Raw genomic sequence first — 24,818 nt, 5'->3', positions numbered from 1 at the left:
GGCCGCTCGCCGCGCCTGCGCGGCGCGCCGCAAACCCTGGTTTGGCGCCATTATCCGTGGAAATGGCCGGGTGATGCACGCACTTGTCGCGGCGCCCCGATCCGGTGCAGGCCACGCGCCGTGCGTTGACAGGGTTTCCGATACTAATCAGCATACTGATCAATTGCCCGACGGGCGGCAATGGTCAACAAGGGGAGTATCGGATGCTGACACAGATAAAGGGCGAATGGGTGCTCGGGTTCGCCGACGGCAACCACCGCATGCTGCGCGACGCCAGCGTCGTCTACGAAGGCGAGCGCATCGTGCACGTGGGTACGGAGTTCGACGGCGTGGCCGACCGCGTGATCGATGCGCGCGGCTGCCTGGTGGCGCCCGGGTTCATCGACACCCATGTGCATTCCGGCCATCGCGCCTTGCACAAGCTGCTGGCCGATGGCGGACGCCCGGACCTGTTCGGCCAGCCGTACATGGACGTCACGATCGCGCGCGACGGGACGCGGATCAAGGGTTATCCCAACTACCTGAGCCGCGAGGAGGCCGCGGTCGATCCCGGCATTGCCCTGCATGCCGCGTTCACCGTGGCCGAACTGCTGCGCAATGGCGTGACGACGTTCGTCGAACTGGGCGGCCACGTGATGGTGCAGGAAGCGTTGTGGCGCGAATGCGAGCGGCTGGGCGTGCGCGGCTACCTGGGGCCCGGCTACGACAGCGGGCGATGGGCCGCCGACGACCACGGCCGCCTGCGGCGCGTTCCGTATCCGGACGGCGGCGATCATCTGTTCGAGGAGGCGGTTGCGTTCATCAAGCGCGTCCAGGCGGCCGGCAACGACCTGGTCAACGGCATCCTGGTGCCGCGCGAGGTCGAGAACTGCAGCGTCGACATCCTGCGCCGTACCGTGCAGGCCGCGCAGGAACTGGGCGTGCCGATGGCCACGCATGCGGGCTACAACGTCATCGAGTTCTACGAAACGGTGCGCGAGCATCGCATGACGCCGATCGAATTGCTGCACAGCGTCGGCATGCTGGGGCCGCGGCTGAACATCGGCCACGCCAATCTGATTTCCGATAGCCCGCGCCTGAACTATTCGGGCGGACGCGACCTGGCCCTGATGGGCGAGCATCGCGTCTCCATCTCGCATTGCCCGATCAACATCGTGCGCCGCGCGCGCGTGCTCGACTCGTGGAAGAAGTATCGCGAGGCGGGCGTCAACCTGACCATAGGCAGCGACACCTATCCGCGCGACATGGTCATGAACATGCGGACCGCGTCCTATCACGGCAAGGTCATGAGCCATGACCTGACCGCGGCGAGCGCGGCCGAAGTGTTCGAGGCCGCGACCCTGGGGGGCGCGCGCTCGCTGGGACGCACGGATATCGGCCGGCTGGAGCCGGGCGCGCGCGCCGATGTGATCGCCATCAACGTGGGCCGCCAGGACGTGCTGCGCTATGGGCCGATCTGGGACCCCATCCGCAGCCTGGTCGAGTGCGGCGTGGGCGATGACGTGGAGCTGGTGGTGACCAACGGGCAGGTACGCATGGAGCAGGGGCGTATTGCCGGCGTGGACCTGGGCGCGCTGCGCGCCGAGGCGCAGCAGTTTGCCGACAACGTCTGGCGCGACCTGCAGGATTGGGATCCGTTGCGGCGCACGGCGCAGGCCATGTGCCCGCCGTCGTTCTGCCCGGACTGCATGTAGCGGCCCGCCGGGCCGGTCAAGACAACAAGGGGAATGAAATGAAGAAGCTGATGCAGTGGGGCGCCGCGCTGGCGCTGGCGGTAACGTGTGGCGCAGCCCAGGCGGGCGACGCGGTCGCGGCCTATCCGCAGCGGCCGGTGCGGCTGATCGTGCCCTATGGGGCGGGCGGCGCCGCCGATGTGCTGGCCCGCATCATGGCCGAGAAACTGTCGGCCATCTGGAAGCAGCCCGTCATCGTCGAGAACAAGCCCGGCGGCGTGGGCACGATAGGCATCATGGCCACCGTGCAGGCCGAGCCCGATGGCTACACGCTGGTGTCGGTGCCGGTGTCCGACCTGGCGGTCAATCCGCACTTGTACAGGAAGCGGCCGTTCGATGTGCGCAAGGACCTGGCGCCGGTCAGCCAGGTCGGGGCGGTGCCCAATGTCCTGCTGGTCTCCAATGCGTTGGAAGTCGGCGACGTGCAGGCCCTGGTGGCGCGCGCCGCCGCCAAGCCCGGATACCTGACCTATTCGTCGCCGGGGGTCGGAAGCCAGGCCCATATCGCGGCCGAAATGTTTGCCATGCGAGCGGGCCTGTCCTTGCAGCACATTCCTTACAACAGCGTGCCGGCGGCGCTGACCGACGTGGCGGGCGGGCAGATCGACATGATGTTCGCGCAGTTGCCGGCCGTGCTGCCTTTCGTCAAGAGCGGCCGGGTGAAGGTGCTGGCGGTCGCCGCCGACGCACGCACGCCATTGTTGCCGGACCTGCCGACCCTGGGCGAAGTGGGCGGCCCGTCGATCGGCGACGCCATCTCGTGGTCGGCGGTGATGGCGCCGGCGGGCACGCCCCTGGCGTTGCGCGAGAAGATCGCCGCCGGTATCGCCAGCGCAATACAGTCGCCGCAGGTCAGGGAGAAGCTGGCTGCCCAGGGACTTATCGGGCTGGGCGGCACGCCGCAGCAGCTGGAGCAGGCGTGGCGCCAGGACTACGAGCGCTATGGCGCGGCGGTGAAGGCCATGCATATCCAGCTGCTCGATTGAGCCGCATGCAGCGGGCCGCCGGCGATAATAAAAAACCTCTCTGAATGTGTCGTTATGTGATTTGCGCGATGCGTGGGTAGCACGTTAAGGTTGCCGGGATCTTTCCTACTGGCAGTGTGTCTACGTACTACATTCACACTGCTACTCTCAGAATGTCCCAACCGCACCCACTGCGCATCGCGCACGCTGAGGCCGCGATAGGCTTTGGCGGGCAAGAGCAGCGCATCCTCAAAGAAGCCCTGGCCATGCGCGAGCGCGGCCATCATGTCGAACTCATTTGCCGGCCCCAGGCCAGGTTGATCGAGCGCGCACGCGACGCAGACATCCGCGTGCACACCGTGCCCATGGGCGGCTTGCGCAATTTCGTGCGCGGCGTGCCGCGCGTGCGGCGCATCCTGCGCGAGGGCGGCTTCGACGTGCTCAATACGCACAGCCGCATCGATACCCTGCTGGCGGGCGCCGGCGCGCGCCTGGCGGGCACGCCGCTGGTGGTGCGCACGCGCCATCTGAGCAATCGCGTCAACTCGATGCTGTCGTACACGTGGATACCGCACCGCGTCAGCACGGTCAGCGATCATGTGCGCCGCTACCTGATCGAGCGTGGCGTGTCGCCCGCGCATATCGAAACCATCTACTCGCCCATCAACCTGCCCCCGCCGGGCCTGCGCTCGACGCTGCGCGACGAGCTGGGCTTGCCGGCCGACGCCGTGGTGGTGGCGTGCGTGGCGATCATGCGGGCCACCAAGGGGCATCGCGAACTGATCGAGGCGCTGCGTCCGTTGATGGCCAGCCGTCCGCAGGTGCATCTGGTGCTGGTGGGCAATGGTTCGCCGCTGTTCGAGCAATTGCAGGCGCTGATCGCCGAGCTCGGATTGGGCGAGCGCATTCACATGCTGGGCTTTCGCGATGACGTGCCCAACGTGCTGGCAGGCAGCGACATATTCGCGCTGCCCACGCGCAAGGAGGCGTCGGGCACGGTCTTTGTCGAGGCCGCGGCGTGCGGCTTGCCGGTGGTCGGCGTGGATGTCGGCGGCGTCAGCGAGATGTTGCGCAACGGCGAGACGGGGCTGCTGGTTCCTCCCGACGACGCGGCTGCCCTGCAGGGGGCGCTGCGCAGCCTGATCGACGATGCATCCTTGCGCGCGCGCATGGGCGGCGCCGGCGAGCGCATGGTGCGCGACGAAGGCAAGTTCTCGCTGGCCCGCCTGGCCGAACGTACCGAGCTGGTTTATCGTAAGTGGCTCGCCGAGCGGCGCGATGCGCCCACCGCTGCATCCCGATCGGCGCGGCAATCCTGATCGCACATGTCCATACCAACTTCCCGCCTGGCCGCCGTGCAGGCGCTGCCGCAGGATATCGCGCCGCAGACGCTGCGCGACCGCATGCCTGCCGTCCTGCCGGTGATGGATGTCGTGCCGGCGGCCACGGACTGGCCGCCGTTCGCCGTAGTCGACTTGCTGGGCGCGACGCTGCTTGCCACCGGCAGCGAACGCGACGTCTACCAGCATCCGGGCAACGCCGCGCTGCTGATCAAGATCGTCAATCGCGCGCGCATCAATGAGCCGGGGCGGCGCCGTCCCTGGCACAAGAAATTCCACCGCGAGGATGCGCACCGCGTGTTCATCACCGAACTGGTCGAGTACATCTCGACGACGGTGCAGTTGCGCCAGGCCGACGGCAATACGCTGCTGGCGCGGATTGCCGGCCTGGCGCTGACCTCTGCGGGACTGGGCCTGGTGGTGGAGAAGATCGTCGATGCCGAGGGCAAGGCCGCGCCCACCTTGGCGCAGGTCGTGTCGACCCAGGGGTTCGGGCCGCAGCTGCGCGAGCAGTTGCGGGCGTTTTTCCTGGCGTTGATCGAGGCGCATGTGATCTTCAACGACGTCAGCGCCCGCAATATCGTGGTCGGCCGCAACGCGACCGGACAGGATGGCCTGTTCCTGGTCGACGGCTTCGGGCCCAAGCAGCTGCTGCCGCTGTACGCATGGAGCAAGACGTTGAATCGCCGGCGCCTGCTGCGCAAGTACGAGGACATGGTGCGCAAGCTGGCGCGGCTGGGCGACCGGTTGGCGCGCCAGGCCGGGCAGCCCTTGCCCGGCGACGGCGCCAGGCCGCCGCGCTAGGGACAATCCCATGCAAGTGGCCCCGCAGCGGGGCGCGTCTGGCCGCAAGGCCGGCCGCTTGCCGCCTGCACGCTAATACTTACTATAAGAATTGCTTAACAAGTTCTTAGTTTTCGCCTAAAAATCTCCGTTTTCTTAGTATTGCTTACAGGAGACAGTATGGGCGCGCTCAAGAACGATTCCAGCCTCGATGTACGCATGCTGCGCATTTTTGCCGCGGTGGCAGCGGCCGACAGCCTGTCGGCCGCGGCGCAGGCGTTGAACATCACGCAATCTGCCGTATCGCAGACGGTTACCCAGATCGAAAGCATCCTGGGCATGCGGGTGCTCGACCGTACCCGCCGCCCCTATCGGCTCACGCCTGCCGGCGTCGCGCTGCAGCGCCAGTCGCGCCAGATCGTCGACGATATCGACCGCCTGATCGCGCAGGTGCGCGAAGCCGACTTGATGAACCGCCCGGCGATCCGCATCGGGATGATCGATTCGTTCGCCGCGACCACCGGCCCGGCCATCGTCAAGCGGCTGACGCAAAGCGCCAGCCAGGTGCTGGTCTGGTCGGGGCTGGCCTACGGCCACGCCCAGGCGTTGCTGAACCGGCAGGTCGACATCATCGTTACGACGGATGCGCTCGAGGATGTCGATGGCCTGGTGCGCCGGCCTATCCTCAACGAGCCGTTCGTGGTGGTGGCGCCGGCGGTGCGCGCCGACGAGTTCGCGCCGCTGGACCTGCGCCAGATGGCGCAGGCCGCGCCGTTCATCCGCTTCAGCGGCCGGTCGCATTTCGGCGCCATGATCGAACGCCATCTGCGGCGTTGCGGCGTGACCGCGCCGCCGTTCCTGGAAATCGACACCAGCGACGTGGTGATGGCCATGATTGCCGCCAACCTGGGCTGGGCGCTGATGACGCCGCTGTGCCTGCTGCAGGGGCGTTCCTGGCTGGACCAGGTCGTCGTGCTGCCGCTGCCCGGGCCCAGCCTGGCCCGCACGCTGCACCAGGTGTCGCGCCTCGAGGAGTACCAGGAGATGGCCGACATGTTCTGGCAGCTCAGCCGCCAGGCGCTGGAGACCGAAATTTTCCCGCAAGTGACGACGCAGCTGCCCTGGCTGGGGCGGCAGATGCGGCTTTGTTGAAACACCTACTACAAGGAGATTGAGCATGCAGGAGACTCGCCGACAATTCATCAAGGGCATGGCGATCGGCGCCGCCGCCCTGGCGCTGCCGGTAGCCGGCCGCAGTTGGGCCGCGCAGGCCGAAGCCGTGCGCTATGGCGGCTCGGCCTGGCTGGGCCACTACCCGGCCTGGCTGGCGATCCAGGCCGGCTATTTCAAGGCCGAGAACCTGGAAGTGGGCTGGGAGTCGTTCGGCACCACCTCGGCGCGCGTCAGCGCCCTGCTGTCGGGCAACATCGACATGGCGGTGACCGCCGCGCCGGCCGCGCTGGCCGTAATGTCGCGCGGCTCGCGCCACTTCGCCATCATCGGCGTGCCCGAGAACTTCGGCCGCGTCGAGGGCCTGATCGTGCGCAGCCAGGTCGCGCGCCTGGAGGACCTCAAGGGCAAGAAGGTCGGCGTGACGTTCGCTTCCAGCGCCCACCTGCTGGTCCTCAACCTGCTGGACCAGGCAGGCCTGAAGGCAGGCAAGGACGTGACGGTGCTCAACGTGCCGGCGCCGGAACTGCCGGCGGCATTCCAGTCCGGCCAGATCGACGCGGCCGCGGCCTGGACTCCCCAGTTCAACGCCATCCGCGCCATGCCGGACGCCAAGGTGCTGGTCGATGACACCAGCTTCTCGCTCTACAAGGAGTATGGCGTAACCCCGGGCCCCGACGTGCTGGTGGCGCGGCGCGCCTTCCTGGACAAGAACCCCGAGGCCGTCAAGCGCTTCCTGAAAGCGTACTTCCGCGCCAATGAGCAGCTCAAGACGCAGCCCGACGCCACGGTGGCGGCGCTGACCGAGCTGACCAAGCTGTCGGCGGCCGATCAGCTGGAGATGGTCAAGGGCGCCGACTGGTACACGGCCGCCGAGCAGGGCGCGCTGCTGGCGCCGGGCAGCAAGTACATCGACGGCCTGCAGAAGCTGGCCGAAATGATGGTGCGCTACGACCAGATCGACAAGGCGCCGCCGGTGCGCGAGTGGGTCGACGCGGCGTACCTGTAAGCCGACACGATTGTCCTGCCGGCGGGCGAGGCTGCCCGCCGGTTCTTTGCCTGGATTTGAACGATGAATGCACAAAATCGCCAGCGCCGTCCGGATCTGCTGCTGATCAGCAGCGTGTCCGTGATCGTGCTGTTGTTGTTCTGGGAAGCCGTGTGCCGCCTGCAATGGGTGGATGCGCTGTTCCTGCCGCCGCCCTCGGACGTGTTCGCGCGCATGGGCAATATGTGGGAGCAGGGCTCGCTGCTGGACCACATCGTGGCGTCCGCGCGGCGCGTCATGGTGGGCTTTGCCGCCGCTACCGCGCTGGCCATACCGCTGGGGATTTTCCTGGGCACGTCGCAACGCGCGCGGGCGGCTTTCGATCCCATCCTGTCGTTTCTGCGTCCCTTGCCCTCGATGAGCTGGATTCCCCTCTCGCTGCTGTGGTTCGGCATCACCGAAACGCAGAAGTACAGCATCGTGTTCATGGGCACGTTCGCGCCGGCGCTGCTGTATGTGATCGAAGCCACGCGCAATATCGATCCGCTGCTGATCCGCGCCGCGCGCAACCTCGGCGCCAGCGGCCCGCAGGTCATGCGCTCGGTCATCCTGCCGGCCAGCCTGCCGCAGATCTTCAGCGGCTTCAAGGTGATCCTCGGCCTGTCGTGGACCTGCGTGATCTCCGCCGAGCTGGTGGCCGCCAAGGAAGGCCTGGGCTTTCTCATCATGAACGGCAAGGAGTTCTTCCAGACCGATACGGTGGTGCTGGGCATGGCGCTGATCAGCGTGACCGTGCTGGTTACCGACGTAGTGTTCCGAATCATTGAAAACAGGGTGCTGGCATGGTCGCGGTAAACGATCCCATGATTTCCATCGAAGGTATTTCCAAGTCGTTCGGGTCGTTCCAGGCGCTGCAGGGCGTGGACCTGAAGATTCCGCGCGGCGAATTCCTGGTCGTGCTGGGCGCTTCAGGTTGCGGGAAATCGACGTTGCTCAACCTGATCACGGGATTCGAGCGTCCCACCGCCGGACGTATCGTGGTCAATGGCCGCGAAGTGGTCGACGTCGATCCGCACTGCGGCATGGTGTTCCAGCAGTACGCGCTGTTTCCCTGGCTGACCGTGGCCGAGAACGTCGCGTTCGGCCTGAAGATGAAGGGCGTGGCGGCGGCCACCCGGCGCGAAACCGCGCAGCAGTTCATCGAGATGGTCGGCCTGAAGGGATTCGAGAACGCCTATCCCAAGGCGTTGTCGGGCGGCATGCGCCAGCGCGTGTCGATCGCGCGCGTGCTGGCCAACGATCCGGACGTGATCCTGCTCGATGAACCGTTCGCCGCGCTCGACGCCATGACGCGCCAGGTGCTGCAGGAAGAGCTGACGCGCATCTACGAGCAAAGCGGCAAGACCATCGTCTTCATCACCCACTCGATCGACGAGGCGCTGCTGCTGTCGAGCCGCATGGTCATCATGAGTGCGCGCCCGGGCCGCGTGGCCTGCGACATGCCCAACGACCTGCCGTATCCGCGCAATGCCGATGTACAGCTTTCGCCGCGCTACATCGAACTGAAGTCGCAGATCTGGGACATCGTGCAGAACGAAGTGATGCGCAGCCTGCAGGCGCGCGCCGACCAGTAATTCCTCAACCGCAACATCGAACTCATCATGTCTTCCCCATCAGGGTCATCGCGGACTTTCCCTCAGTATCAAAGTGGTTCCGGCTGGAACGCCATGCTGCCCAAGCGCACCCCGCGCACCGCGGCGCCGGCGCGACGGCATTTCAAGAGCCTGGTCATCGGCGCCGGCTACACCGGGCTGGCGGCGGCGCGCCGCCTGGCCGAGCTGCAGCCGCAGGACCAGGTGCTGGTGGTGGACGCCACCGTCGCCGGGGAGGGCTCGGCGGGCCGCAACTCGGGCTTCCTGATCAACCTGCCGCACAACACCCGCATGAGCGGGCATCACAGTCCGCTGGAAGTGGCGCGCAAGCAGATCGCCATGCTCCAGTCGGGACTGGACTGGCTGGCGCAGCTTTCCGGGCAGGGCGGCTTCGACTGTGGCTGGGATCTGGCCGGCAAGTATCACGCCGCGGCCACCGCCGACGGCGAGCAGAGCCTGCGCGGCGCGCTGCAACAGTACGGCCAATGGGGCGTGGCGTTCTCCGAGCTGGACCGCGATGCCCTGCAGGCGCAGTTGGGCACGCGCTATTACCGGTTCGGGTATCACTCCATGAACAACGTCTTCGTGCAGCCGGCCGCGCTGATACGGGGGCTGGCCGACAGCCTGCCGGAGAACGTCTGGCTGATGGAGGACAACCCCGTGCTGTCCATCGACGGCAGCGGGCCGTACAAGGTGCGTACGCGCGGCGGCGAGTTCACCGCCGACAACGTGATCCTGGCCAACAATGCCTTTGCCCGCAGGCTGGGCTTCCTGCGCAGCCGGCTGGTCACCATCTTCACGTACGCGGGCGTCACGCCGGTGCTCAGCCCCGCGCAGCAGGCGCTGCTGGGCGAGCGCGACCAGTGGGGCGTGATTCCGGCCAATCGCCTGGGCACGACCTTGCGGCGCATCAGCGGCGGCCGCTTCATGGTGCGCAGCGCCTATTCGTACGAGGCCGAGCAACCGCTGGAGCGCATGGAACAGCTGTTGCGCGATTCGTTCGTACGCCGCTACCCGGACCTGGCCGCGCACGATTTCGAATACGTCTGGAGCGGTTCGACCGGCCTGACGGGCAACGGCGCATCGTTCGTGGGCGCCATCCAGCCCGGCCTGTATGCGTCGGTCGGCTGCAATGGCGCCGGTGTCATCAAGGGCACGATCTACGGCAAGCTGCTGGGAGAACAGGTGGCGGGGCATCGCAGCGCCATGCTGGACGACCTGGCCAGTTTCGAGAAACCGAACTGGCTGCCTCCCGAGCCGCTGCGCCGCATCGGCGCGCTGAGCACGATCGCCTACCAGGCCCGCAAGGCAGGGCTGGAAAAGTAACCTGCCGGGGGGACAGATACCGTCCTGGCAGGCTAGCGTTCATGGCGTAGCGCAGTGTGCCTGTCCCAGCGGGGACAGGCACACCCTGTCGCGGATGTCAGTTCCCGTTCGGGGGCAGGCACACCTCGTCGCGGCGTCAGAACAGCGTCATGTCCTCGTTGCGGTCGGGCAGCTGGCGCAGCAGGCGGCGCCAGCCCTGGCAGGCTCGCACCAGCCCCGCCAGCAACATGACGCCGGCGCCGATTGCGATCATTTTCATGATTCCCTCTTTTCGCACGATCGTGCGAATTTGATCGAAAAAAACCGGCGCCCGGCGCCGGGCCATGACTGCGTTCAGGTGTTGCGGTAAGTGGCGATCAGGCGCGCGTAGGCTTGCCGTACGCGCTCATGCGCTCGCGGGTCGCGCAGGAAGCGCGCGTCATGCATCAGGCCGACCATCAGGCTGTAGATCTCGAACACCAGTTGTTCCGGATCGGTGTCCGGGCGCAAATGGCCTTCGTCGATCGCTTGCCGCACGGTACGCCCCAGCGCGGCGCGCCAGCCGCGCACATTGGCTTGCACGCGCCCGCGCATCGGGTTGTCGACATCGTCGTACTCGAAGGCGCCGGCCACGTAGATGCAGCCGGTCAGCGCTTCGACATTGGCGGCGCGTTCGATCCAGTGGCCGACCATGGCATCCAGGCGCGGCAGGCCGCGCGGCGCGGCCATGGCGGGCGCGAACACCGCGCCCAGGAAGCGCCGGTCGTACTCCTGCAGGACGGCGTGCAGCAGCGCCTCGCGCGAGCCGACCCGCGAGAACACGCCGCTCTTGCTGATACCCAGCCGCTTGGCGACTTCGCCAAGCGTCAGGCTTTCCATGCCCTGCGCCGCGGCCATGTCCAGCGCCGCGTCCACGATGGCCGCAAAGGTGAGTTCGCTCTTGGGGATGCTCATGCCAGCCAATTTAGCACGATCGTGCGAAAAATGGCGGCCCGGCAAGCAGGCGCCCGCCGGCAGGCGGGCGCCTGGCGGCGTCAGCGCTGGGCCGCCTTGAAGGCTTGCCGGTACTCGTGCAGCAGGGGCTCGGTGTAGCCGTTGGGCTGGGTCAGGCCCTCGAAGACCAACGCGCACGCCGCGCGGTAGGCGAACGAGGTGTCGAAGTGGCCGGCCATGGGCAGGTAGTTGGGATCGCCGGCGTTTTGCTGGTCGACGACCTTGGCCATGCGTTCGAACGTGGCGTTGACCTGTGCGCGGTCGACGATGCCGTGGCGCAGCCAGTTGGCGATGTGCTGGCTGGAGATGCGCAGGGTGGCGCGGTCTTCCATCAGGCCGACGTTGTTGATGTCGGGCACCTTCGAGCATCCCACGCCCTGGTCGATCCAGCGCACCACGTAGCCCAGGATGCCCTGGGCGTTGTTGTCGAGCTCGCGCTGGATGTCATCGGCCGACCAGGCGGCCGGATCGCCTACCGGGACGGTCAGCAGGCCGGCCAGCAGCTCGTCGCGCACGCTGTCGTAGCGGGTCTGCTCCAGCGCCTGCTGCACGGCCGCGACGTCGACCTGGTGATAGTGCATGGCGTGCAGGGTCGCGGCCGTGGGCGAGGGCACCCAGGCCGTGTTGGCGCCCGCCTTGGGGTGGCCGATCTTCTGTTCGAGCATGGCCGCCATCATGTCGGGCATGGCCCACATGCCCTTGCCGATCTGGGCGCGCCCGCGCAGGCCGCAGTCCAGCCCGACCAGCACGTTGTTGCGCTCGTAGGCGGTGATCCAGGCGCTGGATTTCATATCGCCCTTGCGCAGCATCGGGCCGGCTTCCATGCCGGTATGCATTTCGTCGCCGGTGCGGTCCAGGAACCCGGTGTTGATGAAAGCCACGCGCGCCGCCGCGGCCGCGATGCAGGCCTTCAGGTTGACGCTGGTGCGCCGCTCTTCGTCCATGATGCCCATCTTGATGGTGTGGCGCGGCAGCTTGAGCAGGTCCTCGACGCGGTCGAACAACTCGTTGGCGAAGGCGGCCTCGGCCGGTCCGTGCATCTTGGGCTTGACGATGTAGATCGAGCCGGTGCGCGAGTTGAGCCGGTTGGCGCGGTCGGGCAGGGCGGCCAGGCTGGTGATCACCGCATCGAGGATGCCTTCCGGCACTTCATTGCCCTGCTCGTCGAGGATGGCCGGGTTGGTCATCAGGTGGCCGACGTTGCGCACGAACATCAACGAGCGGCCGTGCAGCGTCAGGGTGCCGCCGTCGGGCTTGTGGTACTGGCGGTCGGCGTTCAGGCGGCGGGTGAAGGTCTTGCCGCCCTTGGTGACCGATTCGCTCAGGTCGCCCTTCATGAGCCCGAGCCAGTTGCGGTAGATCAGTACCTTGTCGTCGGCATCGACGGCCGCCACGGAGTCTTCGCAATCCATGATGGTGGTCAGGGCGGCCTCGAGCAGCACGTCCTTGACGCCGGCGGCATCGGTGGCGCCGATCTGGTGCTGGCGGTCGATCTGGATTTCGAAGTGCAGGCCGTTGTTGGCCAGCAGCACGGCGGCCGGTTGCGAGGCGTCGCCCTGATAGCCGGCCAGTTGCGCGGGGTTGCGCAGGCCCGTGCGCTGGCCGGCGCCCAGCGTGACCGCCAGCTTGCTACCCTCGATGGCGTAGGCGGTGGCGTCGGCGTGCGAACCCTGGGCCAGCGGCGCCGCCTCGTCCAGGAAGGCGCGCGCGCGGGCGATCACGGCTTCGCCGCGCGCCGGGTTGTAGCCCTTGCCGTCATCGCCGGCCACCGGCGGGATCGCGTCGGTGCCATAGAGCGCGTCGTACAGGCTGCCCCAGCGGGCGTTGGCCGCGTTCAGCGCATAGCGCGCGTTGGAGACGGGAACCACCAGCTGCGGGCCGGCCTGGCTGGCGATCTCGCTGTCCACGTCGCGGGTACTGGCGGTCACCTGTGCTGGCTGGGGCTGCAGGTAGCCGATGCGTTCGAGCAGCGTCTGATACCCGGCGCTGTCGCGCACGGGGCCGGGATGGGCGCGGTGCCAGGCGTCGATTTCGCCCTGCAGGCGGTCGCGCTCGGCCAGCAGTTCGCGGTTGCGCGGCGCGAGGTCGCGCACCAGGGCGGCGAAGCCGGCCCAGAACTCGTCGGGCGCCAGGCCGCTGCCGGACAACGCCTCGTCTTCGATGAAACGGTGCAGGGAGGCCGCCACTTGCAGGCCATGATGCGGGATGCGTTCAGTCATGCGGGTCTCGCGTCGTGAAAAAGGGCCGGAGCCAGGGGCCCGGCCGGGATTGGGAAATCGGAACCGTCATCATCGGCCGGGCGAGCCGGTCTTGTCCATAGCAATAAGTACTGGTCATACCAGTTTGTGCGAATGCACATGGCGACGAGATAAATATTTATATCTGGTTTTCAATCACATAGAATGCCGGTTCGAGTAGAGTCAGTAGCAGCGGATATCGTGGTCATACCAGTGGGGCAAGTCATGGAACCAGGCGTCGACGGGGCGCGCAAACAGATCGCCGAAGTCGTGGCCGAGCGTATCGAGCGGCTGATCCTCGATGGCGTGCTCAAGGCCGGTCAGGCCCTGCCGTCCGAGCGCCGGCTGACCGAAAAGCTGGGTGTATCGCGCACGGCGCTGCGCGAAGGGCTCAGGGTGCTGCGGGCGCGCCAGATCATCCATACCGCCCAGGGCAAGGGTTCGTACGTGGCGCAGATCTCGCAGGTGGATGCGGGCCCGCTGGTGCACCTGTTCAATTCGCAGCCGCGCACGTTGTACGACCTGCTGGAGGTGCGCGCGCTGCTCGAAAGCGAATCAGCCCGGCTGGCGGCGATCCGCGGCACGGACGCCGACTTCATCATGATCCGCCGCCGCTATGACGAAATGCTTGCCGCGCACGGCCGCGAGACCGACAGCGCCACCCATGCGCACCTGGACCACGCTTTCCACCTGGCCATCTGCCAGGCCTCGCACAATGCGGTGCTGGTGCATACGCTGCAATCCCTGACGGATCTGCTGCTGGGTTCGGTGTTCGCCTGCGTCAACAATCTCTACCACCGCGAGCCGCACAAGCGCCACATCGACCAGCAGCACGAGCGCCTGTTCCTTGCCGTGCTGGCGCGCGAGCCCGAGCAGGCGCACCAGGCCGCCCGCGCCCATGTGGACAGCGTGCGCCAGAGCCTGGCCGAGATCGAACAGGAAGAGCAGCGCCTGGTGCGCGCGACGTTGCGCCTGGAGGGTTGGGTCTAGGACCCGGGCAACAACGCCTGCGGCGCCTCCCGCGCCGGCAGCGGCTGGCCGGCGTAGATGCGGCCGTAACGGTTCTCCAGCAGGGCTGCCAGGGGTACTTGTTCCTGGCCGATGAAGCCACGTTGCGGCAAGTGGCCGTGGACCGCCAGGTCAAGCATGGTGCAGACGCCGGCCGCGGTGGAGAGCTGGATCGCGCTGAGCGTCTGGCCGTCCACCGTGGCGCCGTAGATGCGCGCCGAGAACGATTCCTGCACCAGCCGCTGCTGGCGATAGCCGCTGGCCGAGGCCAGGATCACGATCACGTCCTGGTCGGTCGAGGGGATGGCGCTTTCCAGGATTTCCTGCAGCAGGTCGCGCCGTTCGCGCAGCCGCAGGTCATTGAGCAGCAGCTTCATGATGGCGCAGTGTCCGGGATAGCGGATCGACTTGTAGTCGACGTTGCGCGCCTTGCCCAGCAGCGTCTGCGGCAACGTGCCCAGCCCGCCGGAGGTGTTGAACGCCTCGTACTCGATGCCGTCGAGCGTGAAGGTTTCGTAGCCCTCCATGGGCGGCACGGCAACCAGCGCGCCGTCGACGATCGCCTCGCAGGCATTGCAGTATTCGTTGATCAGGCCCTCGGTGCTCCAGGTCAGGTTGTAGCGCAGCGCATTGGAAGGAAAGCGCGGCAGCGCGCCCACGCGCATGCGCAGATCGAGCAAGCGGTCGAAGCGCCGGGACAGGTCGCTGCCCACCACGCCGATGAAGCCCGGCGCCAGCCCGCATTGCGGCATCAGCATCGTGCCGGCCGAGGCGGCCAGTTCGCGGATCGCGTGGGTGCTGGCGACGTCTTCGGTCAGGTCGAAATAATGCGCCCCGGCGCGTACGCATGCGGCCGCGGCGGCGCGGGCGCGATGAAACGGCAAGGCGTTGAGCACCGCGTAGCGGCCCGAGACGGCCTGTTGCAGCGCATCGTCATCGCGTACCTGCGCCGTCCGGCACCCCAGCCTGGCGACCGCCTGCAGGCGCGCCGGGTCCTGGTCCGCAACCAGGATGTCGTAGTCGCCACCGCGTTGCAGCAGCAAGGCGATGGCGGCGCCGATCTTGCCGGCGCCGAGGATGGCGATGGGGTAGGGCGGTCGTACCATGGCGGGCTCCCGGGCGAGGGTTGCGGGCATGCAACCATGCTAACGAGCGCTGCTGTCGATATGTAGCGGTGAAAACGTCGTTTTGATGGAAATAATCAATCAAATCGTCGAAATTTTCCACCGTTCCGACGCCTGCATGGCAGAGGCAAAAAAAACGGCGCCCGTCCCTCTGTACAGGGCGGGCGCCGGCACTTACGGCTGCGGCGAGGGGGGGCGCCGGGGGGATCAGCCGTGTTGCGGCGGGTAGTCCAGGTTGCCGAAGGTCACCACGCCATCGTTCTTGGCCTGGGCCAGGTCGGCCTGCACCTGGGCGCGCGTCATGCTGCTGTTGACGTTCGAAGCCTGGGGCGGGTAGTCGAGGTTGCCGAAGGTGACTTCGCCGGCGGCCTTGGCCTGCGCCAGGTCGTCGCGGACTTCGGCGGCCGACAGCGCGCTGCCCTGCGTGATGGCGGCGGGGTAGTCCTGCTCGCCAAACGTGTATTGGCCGTTGGCCTTGGCCTGGACCAGCTCGGCCTGCACCTGGGCGCGGGTGGGTTCGGCGCCGAGGTCGGCGGCCTGCGCGCCGGCGGCCATGGTCATCGAAAGCATTACTGCGGTAGCAAGGGTCTTCATGGTATTCCTCCATCCGTCTGATCTGCGGGAGTGACCTGAGGCGGCCTATCCGTCGTCAGTCGTTTGTTGCATCCCGATGACTGCATTCTGCGCTTCAAGACACTCCGGATAAACCCTGATTCCTGGAAAACATTATTCCACTGGAGCCGCTAATTCTCAGGATTTGCCCGCAAGATCCCACCAGTGGGGAATGGGGTACGCGTCTTGCGGGCGCGAGCGCGCCGCCCGGGGAGGGCCGGGCGGGCCAGGTAGCGCGAGGGAAGGGTCAGTACGGCAGGGTGCCGGCCAGCGCCGCCGCGATCAGCAGCACGCCGGTCCAGAGGTTGGCGCGGAACAGCTTGAAGTTGCGCTCGGGACGCTGCAGGTCGAACTCGCGCAGCTGCCAGGCCAGGTGAATGGCCACGGCGCCGATACCGGCGAAATAACCCCAGCCCAGGCCCATGGCGTAGCCGCCCCAGGTCCATAGCGCCAGCGTGGCGGCATAGAAGCCGCCGATCCACAGCTTGCCCTGCTCGCCGAAGCGCATGGCGGTGGAATGCAGGCCCAGGCTGCGGTCATCGCGCACGTCCACATAGGCGTAGATGCTGTCGTAGCCGACCTGCCACAGCACGGCCCCCAGCCACATGGCGATGGCCGCCAGCGGCAGGTGGTCCTGCGTGTCGGACCAGGCCATCAGCATGCCCCAGTTGAAGCAGATGCCCAGCACGACCTGCGGCCAGTAGGTGACGCGCTTGCAGAACGGATAGATGAACACGAAGGGCAGCACGGCCACGGCCAGCCAGCGGCTCATGTCGTTGATGAAGAACAGCAGCGAGGCGCAGACCAGCAACTGGCCGATCAGGAACGCCACCGCCTGGCGCATGCTGAGCTGGCCGCTGGTCAGCGGCCGGAAGCGCGTGCGCTCGACGTGCTTGTCGATGTCGCGGTCCCACATGTCGTTGACGGTGCAGCCGATGCCGCGCATGAGCAGGGCGCCCAGCGAGAAGATCAGGAGCCGGCGCAGGTCGGGCAGGCCGCCGGCGGCCTGCACCAGCGCGGCGATGCACGGCAGCAGCGTCAGCCATGTGCCGATGGGGCGGTCCAGCCGGCACAGGCGCGCATAGGGGCGCCATGGCCTGGGCAGCCAGCGCTCCACCCAATCGGTAAACACGATGTCGTTGAGGTCGACGGATTGTTGCTGCGATGCGCTCACGGGCTGACGAAACGGACGGATGGTGAAACTGCAAGCATAAACAAAACGGCCGGCTTGCGCCGGCCGTCCCGGGACGGTGACTCAGGTCAGATCGCTGCCTTGAGCAGTTTGCCCAGGATGGCGATGCCTTCGCGGATCTTGGCTTCCGGCACCGTGGCAAAGCTCAGGCGCAGCGTATTCTGCCGCGGCGTGCCCGCGTAGAAGGGGCCGCCCGGCACGAAGGCCACGTTCTGCTCGACCGCCTGCGCCAGCAGCTTGGTGCTGTCGATGTGCTCGGGCAGCGTGACCCAGATGAACATGCCGCCCTCGGGCTTGGTCCAGCTGACCGATGCAGGGAATTCGCGCTCGATGGCTTCGAGCATGCAGCGGCCCTGCACGCGGTAGATCTCGCGCACGCGCGGCAGGTGCTCGGCCAGGAAGCCGGTCTTGACGACTTCGTAGACCGCCATCTGCGTGAGCGTGGGCGTGTGCAGGTCGGTGGCCTGCTTGGCCTGCACCAGCTTGTTGATGATGTTGCGCGGCGCGGCGATGTAGCCCAGGCGCAGGCCGGGCGCCAGCACCTTGGAGAACGTGCCCAGCCGGATGACGGTGGCGCCGCATTCGCCGGCCAGGGCCAGCAGGCCGGGTTGCGGTTCCCCGGCGTAGCGTAGTTCGCCGTAGGGATCGTCCTCGATGATGGGTACGCCGAACTGTGCGGCCTGTCGCACCAGGGCCTTGCGGCGCTCCAGGTTGAGCGTGCGGCCGGTGGGATTCTGGAAGTTCGGCAGCGCGTACAGGAAGCGCGCGCCCTCGGCCAGTTCGGCCGTGATCGCCTCGGGGACCAGGCCGCCGTCGTCGGTGGGGATCGGCACGTACTTCGGCTGGTACAGGCTGAACGACTGCAGCGCGCCCAGGTAGCTGGGATCCTCGACCAGGATGGGGCTGTCCTTGTCGATCAGCACCTTGCCCAGCAGGTCGAGCGCCTGCTGCGAGCCCGACACGATGAGGATCTGGTCGGCCGTGACGTTGGCGCCCGCGGCATTCAGGTCGTCGGCCACCCATTGGCGCAGGGGCGCATAACCTTCGGTGGGGCCGTATTGCAGGGCGGCGCGGCCATTGGTGGCCAAGACCTTGTCGAATGCAGCCTGTACCACTTCTACCGGAAAGCCGCCGGGCGCCGGCAGGCCGCCGGCGAACGAAATGACTTCGGGTCGTTCCGTGACCTTGAGGATTTCACGGATCGCGGAGCTGGTGAGCTGCTTGGCGCGTTCCGAAAAGGAACACTCGGGTTCGAAAGGCTTGTCCATGGAATGGTCTTGAAATAGGGTAAGAAACATGCTGCAAAAGCTGATTGTCCCACAACGCCGCGCTGTCGCCCCGGCCCCTATTGCGGCCTTCTAAAATCAGTTGGTTCGATTCCCGCCAGTACAGTTACAAATAAACACATGTTTGACGCCACCCCTATCTCCACCGTATCCAAGCCCGTCTTCTATGCCGAACTGGCCGCGCAGGCGCGCGCCTTGCTGGCCGGCGAGCACGACCGCATCGCCAACGCCGCCAACTTCAGCGCCCTGGTGTACCAGGCGCTGCCGGACATCAATTGGGCGGGCTTTTATTTCCATGATGGCCAGGAGCTGGTGCTGGGACCGTTCCAGGGCAAGCCGGCCTGCGTGCGCATCGCCCTGTCGCGCGGCGTGTGCGGCGCCGCCGCCAGCCAGCGGCGCACCCAGGTCGTGCCGGACGTCCATGCTTTCCCCGGCCACATCGCCTGCGATGCCGCATCGCGCGCGGAGATCGTGGTGCCGCTGGTGCACCAGGGGAGCCTGCTGGGCGTCTGGGACGTCGACAGCCCGCTGCCCGGCCGTTTCGACGACGAGGACCGCGCCGGCATGGAAGCCTTGTGCGAGGTTTTCCTGCACAGCCTGGGGTCCGCCGATTGACAAGCCTGGCCGGCGCTGGGTAGATTGCGCCTACTGTTGATTCACATATTTCCCATGTTCCAGCCCCGCGTCCGCGTTGCCATTGCCTGTACCTTCGGTGCGGCATCGGCGTGCGTGGTGCTGAAAGCCAAAAAACAGCCGCTCATCTGACCGGAGCTTGCTGTTCCGTCAGATGGGCGACGGAACAGCGGCAAGCCCGGCGGCGCGCGGCCATGCGCGCATCCCCTCCCTGATCCACGCACACCTGAACGGTCGACAACGGTCAACCTTGCACCTCAGGAGTGCCCATGCAATATCCCGCTCAATCTCCGTTCCAGGGTATCTGGATTCCGCTCGTGACGCCGTTCGCCGACGGCGCCGTCGACCTGCCTGCCTTGCGCAAGCTGGTGCGCGACTACAAAGCCGCCGGCGTCGATGGCCTGGTTGCCTGTGGCAGTACCGGGGAGGCAGCCGCGCTGGACGAGGCCGAACAGCTCGCGGTGCTCGACGCCGTGCTGGAGGAGGCTGGCGCGCTGCCCGTGGCCATGGGCCTGGCCGGCAATCACCAGGGTCATGTCCTGCGGCGCCTGGCGCGGCTGGGCGAGCGGCCGCTGGCCGGCGTACTGGCGCCCGCGCCGTATTACGTACGGCCCAGCCAGGCTGGCGCGCAAGCCTATTTCCGCGCACTGGCCGACGCCTCGGCCGCGCCGCTCATCCTGTACGACATTCCGTATCGCACGGGCGCACAGCTGGACACCGCCACCTTGCTGGCGTTGGCCGAGCATCCGAACATCGCCGCCGTCAAGGATTGCGGCGGCTCGGTGGACAAGACGCTGGCCTTGATCGCCCACGGCGGCATGGCGGTCCTGGCGGGCGAAGACCTGCAGGGGCTGGGCACGCTGTGCCTGGGCGGCACCGGCATGATCGCTGCCGCCGCCCATGTACGGCCGGACTTGTTCGTGGCGATGCACCGCGCGGTGCGCGCGCAGCAACTGGGCCAGGCGCAGCGCCTGTTCCTGGCGCTGGCGCCCGTGATCCGGCTGTTGTTCGCCGAACCCAATCCGGCGCCGCTGAAGGCGCTGCTGGCCAGCCAGGGGCGCTTGCGCAACGAGATGCGCGCGCCCATGCTGCCGGCTGCTGAGGCGTTGGCCGCGCGGCTGCGGGCCGAACTCGACGCGCTCGACCGGACTTTCGCGCCTGGCGCGTAGCGGGCGCATACCTCGCTTGAAGGCGGCGGCCGCATGGCCGCCGTCGCAGGGGTTTCATACCCCATCGCGCCGCATCCGTGCGCGACAGGTCGCGCGAAAAGAGAAATTTCCCACGCGACAATACGCGCGCCCTGCTACTTACGTTTCGCTGCGCGTAGGAAGATTCTTGCACCGAGATTCGGTTCGGTTAGGCGCGGTGTCGTTTTCCGCACGCCGCAAGCACGCCGATCAGCGTGCAGCCCCCGACCGTTGAATTCCTTCTGATATTGCCACGCACCCGGTAGCGCTTGCGCACCGGCAGGGACGTTTTGCGCCTGCGCCTGGCATGCCTCGACGCGAGAACGGCGTATGGACATGAACTTGATCCTAAAACTGACGCGGGCGCATCTTCCGGCAAGGGGGCGCCGCCACCGGTACAGGCGCCATCGCGCCGCAGCGGCGGGCATGAGCGCCGTGCTGGCTATGCAGGCGGCCGCACCGGTGGCATATGGACAAGGCGCGCCGACGTTCTCCGCCACCCAGGCCGCCGATGCGGCTTCCAACGCTGTTGCGCAGCCCGGGGCGGTCGAAACGCGGGTGGCCCAGACGATTCAGGCGCTGGCGCAAGCGCGCGAGGCCGGGGGCGCGCGCCAGGATGCGCGCGCAAGCCTGGACGGCCAGTTCCTGCGCAGCCAGGCGCAGGCGCAGGCCAATGTGCTGGTCCAGCAAGGAGTGCAGTGGGCCAATGAAACCGGATTGCCATGGCTGCGGCGCTTGGAGGGCAACGTAAGCTACGATTTTTCTGGGCGCGATGTCGCCGTGGACGTGCGCACCATCGATGCCTTGCATCTCGACCAGGACCGCGCGCTGCTGCTGCAATTGGGAGGGCATAACCAGAATCATCGTCCAACCGTCAACGCGGGCGTGGTCGCGCGCAGCGCCGCTGGGTCGTCGTTGATCCTCGGCGGCAACGCCTTTCTCGATTACGAAGTGGGCAAGCGGCATCTGCGCGGCTCGCTGGGCGCCGAAGCCGTCGCGCCGCAGTTCACCCTTTATGGCAACGTCTATGCGCCGCTGTCTGGCTGGAAGGCCGCCAAGCGCGCCGAACGGCGCGAAGAACGTCCCGCTGCGGGCTGGGATGTCGGCTTGACGGCGCGTCCCGAAGCGGTGCAGGGGCTAGCTCTCAACGCCCAGTATTTCCGCTGGCGGGGAGCGCAGGTGGATTACTTCGACGACGGCCGCTATCGCCGCAATCCCAGCGGCTTCAAGTACGGTATCGAGTATCGGCCGGTGCCCTTGATCGGTGTAGGTGTCGAGCAGGCGCGCCTGCAATCGGGCGAGCGACAGACTAGCGTTCAGCTGGGCGTGCGGCTGAATCTGGGCGAGCCCTTGTCGCGGCAATTGCGCCGCGGCGCGCAGGACACGGCCCCGCCATTCGACAGCGGCGCACGCCTGCAGGATTTCGTCCGGCGCGAGAACCGCATCGTGCTCGATACGCGGCGCAAGAAAATCGTCCTGGCGCTGCGCATTGCCGAGGTTCGCACCGACCCGGCCACCGGGCGCATTACCGTGTACGGCGTCACCGAGCCCTTGGCCGACGTGCAGCTATGGCTGCCCGACGGGACGGCGACGAGCGTGCGCGCCAATGCGGCGGGCGGCTTCGAGGCAAGTTCGGCCGGCGATATGACGAGCGGACTGATACGGGCGCGCTCCACCGACCGTTACGGCGATACCAGCCAGGAGGTTACCTACGCCTATACCGATACGGTCGACAAGACCGCCCCGGTCCTGAGCATTGCAGGGGTGGCCACGGATGAGGCTACCGGACGCGTCACGGTCACGGGCCGCAGCGAACCGGACGCGCAGGTCACGATCCGGTTTCCCGGCGGCGGCCGCAAAACGGTGCGCGCCGACGCCAACGGCGCTTACCGCGTGCGCTCGGATGGCGACTTGCCGGCCGGCGTGATCGTGGTGCAGGCCGCCGACGCGGCCGGCAACAGTACCCAGGCGCAGCAGGCCTATCAGGACACGGTCGACAGGACGGCGCCGGAGCCGGTCCAGATCGCGCTCGATACCGATGCCGCGACGGGACGCTTGACCGTCAGCGGCCAGGCCGAGCCGGGCGGCAGCGTGACGGTCACCTGGCCCGACGGCACGACGCAGACCGTCCGGGTCGATGCGGATGGCGGCTTTCGCGTCACGTCCGCCGGCGACGCGGCGCAGGGCGATGTCGTGGTGGTGGTGGCCGATCAGGCCGGCAATCGCGCCGCGCCGGTCCGTGCGCACTATGCCGATCCCGTCGACCGAACCGCGCCGATGACGCCGACGGTGCGTCACGCCACCGATGCGCAGACCGGGCGGGTCACCGTGATGGGCCGGACCGAAGCCGGCGCGCTGGTAACGGTGCAATTCCCCGATGGCAGCAGCAAGACGGTGCGGGCGCAGAATGATGGCGGCTATGCCGCCACGTCCGATACCGACATGGTGTCCGGGCCGATCATGGTGAGTGCGGGCGATGCGGACGGCAACCGGACGCCTGTGCAGCAGGTGATGTACACCGATACGCTGGACAAGACGGCGCCGGCGTCGCCATCGCTGACGGTGCGCGAGGACGCGGCCAGCGGCCGCGCGACCGTCACCGGGCAGGCCGAGCCGGGCGCTGCGGTGCGGGTGGTCTTTCCGAATGGCGAAGCGCAGACGGTGACGGCGGGCTCGGACGGCGCCTATAGCGTGACGTCCGCCGCCGATATGGTGGCGGGCGAGATCACGGCGGTTGCGGCCGATGCGTCGGGCAACCAGAGCGCGCCGGCGCGGACGGTGTTTGCCGATGCCGTGGACAAGACCGCGCCGGCCGCGCCCACGCTTGCGTTGAACGAGGCGGCCGCCAGCGGGCGCTTGACGGTCAGCGGCCGCACCGAGCCTGGCGCGTCGGTGCGGGTGACGTTTCCCGATGGCGAGACGGTCACCGTTACCGCCAAGGCCGACGGCACCTACACGGCGACCTCGCGCGCCGACATGATCGGCGGCAACGTGACCGTTGTCGCGACCGACACGGCGGGCAACGCGGCGGCGCCGGTGCGCGCCGCCTACGCGGACACGGTCGATCGGACGCCGCCGGTTCTCGATACGCCGGTCTTGAGCGTGGCCTCGGACTCCGGGCGGGTGACCGTCACCGGCGTCACCGAGCCGGGCGCGCGCGTGCAGGTGGCCATTCCCGGCGAGGCGCCGCAGACCGTGACCGCCGATTCGGCGGGCCGGTACCGCGCGGTGTCGCCGGGCGATGTGCTGCAAAGCGGCACGGTGCGGGTGATCGCGACCGATGCGCATGGCAACGCGAGTGCGCCCCGGGACGTGCCCTACCAGGACGCGGTCGACCGGACCGCTCCGCCGCTGACGATCGACGCGGCGGTGGAGCAGGCCCGGACGGGCGTTGTGAACGTGTCGGGCAAGACCGAGCCCAATCTGATGGTCAGCGCGACCTTTCCGGATGGCCAGACGGCGCAGGCGCGCGCCGATGGGCAGGGCCGCTATCAGCTGGCTTCTCCGGCCGATGTGGCGCGATCCGGAAGGATTGCCGTGTCGGTCAGCGATGCCGCGGGCAATCGCGCCGCCGCCAGCGCCGAGTTCACCGACCAGGTCGACAAGACGGCGCCGGCCGTGACGATCCGCGCGGTGACCGAGCAGGCCGGGACCGGCGTGGCGACGGTGTCGGGCACGACCGAGCCTGGCGCCACGGTCAGCGTTACCTTCCCCGACGGGCAGGTGGCGCGGGCCACCGCGGACCGTTCGGGGGCGTATACGGTGCATTCGGCGCGCGATGTGACGGCACGCGGCAACATTTCCGTCGTCGCGACCGACGCCGCGGGCAACGCCAGCCCGTCCGTGAGCCGGCAGTTCAGCAATACGGTTGCCGACATGGTGCCGCCGTCGTTGACGATTGCCATGGTGACTACCGACCCCAGCGATGGCCGCATTACGGTGTCGGGGGTCACCGAGGCCGGCGCGCGGGTCCATGTCGTGTTCCCGGGCGGCGCTTCGGATACGGTCACCGCGGATTCCAAGGGCGGCTATCGCGCGACGTCGGCGGGCGACGTGGGCAGCGGCGCCGTGACTGCACAGGCCACCGACGCGAGCGCAAACCGGTCGCCGCTGAAGACCTACGCCTACACCGACGCCTGGCAGCCGCGCAAATTGTCGGCGAAGGACTTCGGCCAGTCGCGGTACTTCGTGCCGTTGAGCACGCGAGGCGGTACGGACAATGAGCCGCTGCTGCGCATCACGAACCAGCAGATCCCCACGGCCGAGCTGCGCGTTGCGCTCAAGCCCTACAAGACCGAGGACCGTGCCGGCCGGCTGGTCCGCGAGGCCATCGAACTGAAGTGGGGCGACGCGCCCGGGGTGGGCGGCGATGCGCGGGCCTTGCATTTCTACGTGCCGGCCTCGGCCAAGGCCAAGCTGCGTAAAGAACTTACCGACGTGGAGCGTTCGAACGACTACAAGTTCTGGATCGAATTCACGGATACGCGGTTTGGCGGCGTGGCGCGTCTTTACATCAAAGTGATCTCCACCTTGTGACGGCGCGCCTCTGGATGACGCAGGCCCGGGCTGATGCATCGGCCCGGGCCTGCCTGTCTGCGCAGGAATAGATT

At 67.5% G+C, this 24,818-nt stretch carries 20 protein-coding genes; 13 read left to right on the top strand and 7 right to left on the bottom strand.

What is annotated here, in order from left to right; genetic code table 11:
* Positions 1 to 203: 203 nt before the first annotated feature.
* From EL288_RS23755 to EL288_RS23715, 9 genes are all read left to right on the top strand, one after another.
* Positions 204 to 1,694 (top strand): amidohydrolase family protein, encoded by a 1,491-nt coding sequence (locus EL288_RS23755; protein WP_033459725.1) that lies wholly within the window; start codon positions 204 to 206, stop codon positions 1,692 to 1,694.
* A 38-nt stretch (positions 1,695 to 1,732) separates the two neighbouring features.
* Entirely contained in the window at positions 1,733 to 2,719 is a 987-nt protein-coding gene (locus tag EL288_RS23750; protein WP_003806967.1) for a Bug family tripartite tricarboxylate transporter substrate binding protein, read from the top strand.
* 152 nt (positions 2,720 to 2,871) lie between these two features.
* Complete coding sequence (locus tag EL288_RS23745) at positions 2,872 to 4,017, top strand: glycosyltransferase family 4 protein (protein WP_010925698.1); 1,146 nt, start codon at positions 2,872 to 2,874, stop codon at positions 4,015 to 4,017.
* Between the two features lie 6 nt (positions 4,018 to 4,023).
* On the top strand, positions 4,024 to 4,842 hold the full coding sequence (locus tag EL288_RS23740; RefSeq protein ID WP_033457643.1) for a PhoP regulatory network YrbL family protein: 819 nt from the start codon (positions 4,024 to 4,026) through the stop codon (positions 4,840 to 4,842).
* 159 nt (positions 4,843 to 5,001) lie between these two features.
* Positions 5,002 to 5,973 (top strand): LysR family transcriptional regulator, encoded by a 972-nt coding sequence (locus EL288_RS23735; protein WP_003806971.1) that lies wholly within the window; start codon positions 5,002 to 5,004, stop codon positions 5,971 to 5,973.
* A 25-nt stretch (positions 5,974 to 5,998) separates the two neighbouring features.
* A complete protein-coding gene (locus EL288_RS23730) occupies positions 5,999 to 7,000 on the top strand; it encodes an ABC transporter substrate-binding protein (RefSeq protein WP_003806973.1) in 1,002 nt (333 codons plus the stop codon).
* 63 nt (positions 7,001 to 7,063) lie between these two features.
* The gene (locus tag EL288_RS23725) at positions 7,064 to 7,834 is read left to right on the top strand and encodes an ABC transporter permease (RefSeq protein WP_003806974.1); all 771 of its coding nucleotides are present in this window, start codon (positions 7,064 to 7,066) and stop codon (positions 7,832 to 7,834) included.
* On the top strand, positions 7,822 to 8,613 hold the full coding sequence (locus EL288_RS23720) for an ABC transporter ATP-binding protein (RefSeq protein ID WP_003806976.1): 792 nt from the start codon (positions 7,822 to 7,824) through the stop codon (positions 8,611 to 8,613). Before EL288_RS23725 ends, EL288_RS23720 begins: the two co-directional genes overlap by 13 nt.
* Positions 8,614 to 8,640: 27 nt before the next feature.
* Positions 8,641 to 9,957, top strand: coding sequence for an NAD(P)/FAD-dependent oxidoreductase (locus tag EL288_RS23715; protein ID WP_003806979.1), 1,317 nt, complete (start codon positions 8,641 to 8,643; stop codon positions 9,955 to 9,957).
* Positions 9,958 to 10,093: 136 nt separating this feature from the next.
* Here the strand turns inward: EL288_RS23715 and EL288_RS24565 are convergent, their stop codons facing one another.
* The 3 genes from EL288_RS24565 to EL288_RS23700 all read right to left on the bottom strand — a co-directional run bounded on the left by EL288_RS24565 (position 10,094) and on the right by EL288_RS23700 (position 13,148).
* Positions 10,094 to 10,216, bottom strand: a complete 123-nt coding sequence (locus EL288_RS24565; protein ID WP_255032786.1) for a hypothetical protein — start codon at positions 10,214 to 10,216, stop codon at positions 10,094 to 10,096.
* A 74-nt stretch (positions 10,217 to 10,290) separates the two neighbouring features.
* Positions 10,291 to 10,935, bottom strand: coding sequence for a TetR/AcrR family transcriptional regulator (locus tag EL288_RS23705; RefSeq protein WP_010925700.1), 645 nt, complete (start codon positions 10,933 to 10,935; stop codon positions 10,291 to 10,293).
* Between the two features lie 35 nt (positions 10,936 to 10,970).
* On the bottom strand, positions 10,971 to 13,148 hold the full coding sequence (locus EL288_RS23700) for a malate synthase G (protein WP_126622040.1): 2,178 nt from the start codon (positions 13,146 to 13,148) through the stop codon (positions 10,971 to 10,973).
* A gap of 243 nt (positions 13,149 to 13,391) precedes the next feature.
* Between EL288_RS23700 and glcC the strand changes: the two genes are divergently transcribed.
* Positions 13,392 to 14,156, top strand: coding sequence for a transcriptional regulator GlcC (gene glcC, locus EL288_RS23695; protein ID WP_003806985.1), 765 nt, complete (start codon positions 13,392 to 13,394; stop codon positions 14,154 to 14,156).
* Here the strand turns inward: glcC and EL288_RS23690 are convergent.
* The 4 genes from EL288_RS23690 to EL288_RS23675 form a co-directional block, all read right to left on the bottom strand.
* Entirely contained in the window at positions 14,153 to 15,280 is a 1,128-nt protein-coding gene (locus tag EL288_RS23690; protein WP_010925703.1) for a saccharopine dehydrogenase family protein, read from the bottom strand. The genes glcC and EL288_RS23690 overlap by 4 nt on opposite strands.
* A 225-nt stretch (positions 15,281 to 15,505) precedes the next feature.
* On the bottom strand, positions 15,506 to 15,892 hold the full coding sequence (locus EL288_RS23685; RefSeq protein ID WP_003806990.1) for a DUF4148 domain-containing protein: 387 nt from the start codon (positions 15,890 to 15,892) through the stop codon (positions 15,506 to 15,508).
* A gap of 265 nt (positions 15,893 to 16,157) precedes the next feature.
* Complete coding sequence (gene ubiA / locus EL288_RS23680; RefSeq protein WP_003806992.1) at positions 16,158 to 17,084, bottom strand: 4-hydroxybenzoate octaprenyltransferase; 927 nt, start codon at positions 17,082 to 17,084, stop codon at positions 16,158 to 16,160.
* A gap of 86 nt (positions 17,085 to 17,170) precedes the next feature.
* Entirely contained in the window at positions 17,171 to 18,370 is a 1,200-nt protein-coding gene (locus EL288_RS23675; protein ID WP_003806995.1) for an aminotransferase-like domain-containing protein, read from the bottom strand.
* 138 nt (positions 18,371 to 18,508) lie between these two features.
* Here EL288_RS23675 and EL288_RS23670 point away from each other — a divergent pair, with 138 nt between their 5' ends.
* The 3 genes from EL288_RS23670 (at position 18,509) to EL288_RS23660 (ending at position 24,744) form a co-directional block, all read left to right on the top strand.
* Entirely contained in the window at positions 18,509 to 19,003 is a 495-nt protein-coding gene (locus EL288_RS23670) for a GAF domain-containing protein (RefSeq protein WP_003806996.1), read from the top strand.
* Between the two features lie 287 nt (positions 19,004 to 19,290).
* Entirely contained in the window at positions 19,291 to 20,190 is a 900-nt protein-coding gene (gene dapA, locus EL288_RS23665; RefSeq protein WP_003806998.1) for a 4-hydroxy-tetrahydrodipicolinate synthase, read from the top strand.
* Between the two features lie 348 nt (positions 20,191 to 20,538).
* Positions 20,539 to 24,744 carry an inverse autotransporter beta-barrel domain-containing protein gene (locus tag EL288_RS23660; RefSeq protein ID WP_033454734.1) on the top strand — a complete coding sequence of 1,402 codons (4,206 nt, stop codon included), beginning with the start codon at positions 20,539 to 20,541 and terminating at the stop codon, positions 24,742 to 24,744.
* Positions 24,745 to 24,818: the final 74 nt, after the last annotated feature.

It is taken from the genome of Bordetella bronchiseptica (assembly GCF_900636925.1).
GTDB lineage: Bacteria > Pseudomonadota > Gammaproteobacteria > Burkholderiales > Burkholderiaceae_B > Bordetella > Bordetella pertussis.
The sequence above is the reverse complement of the archived record's forward strand: the minus strand, read 5'-3'. Positions and strand labels throughout refer to the sequence as shown.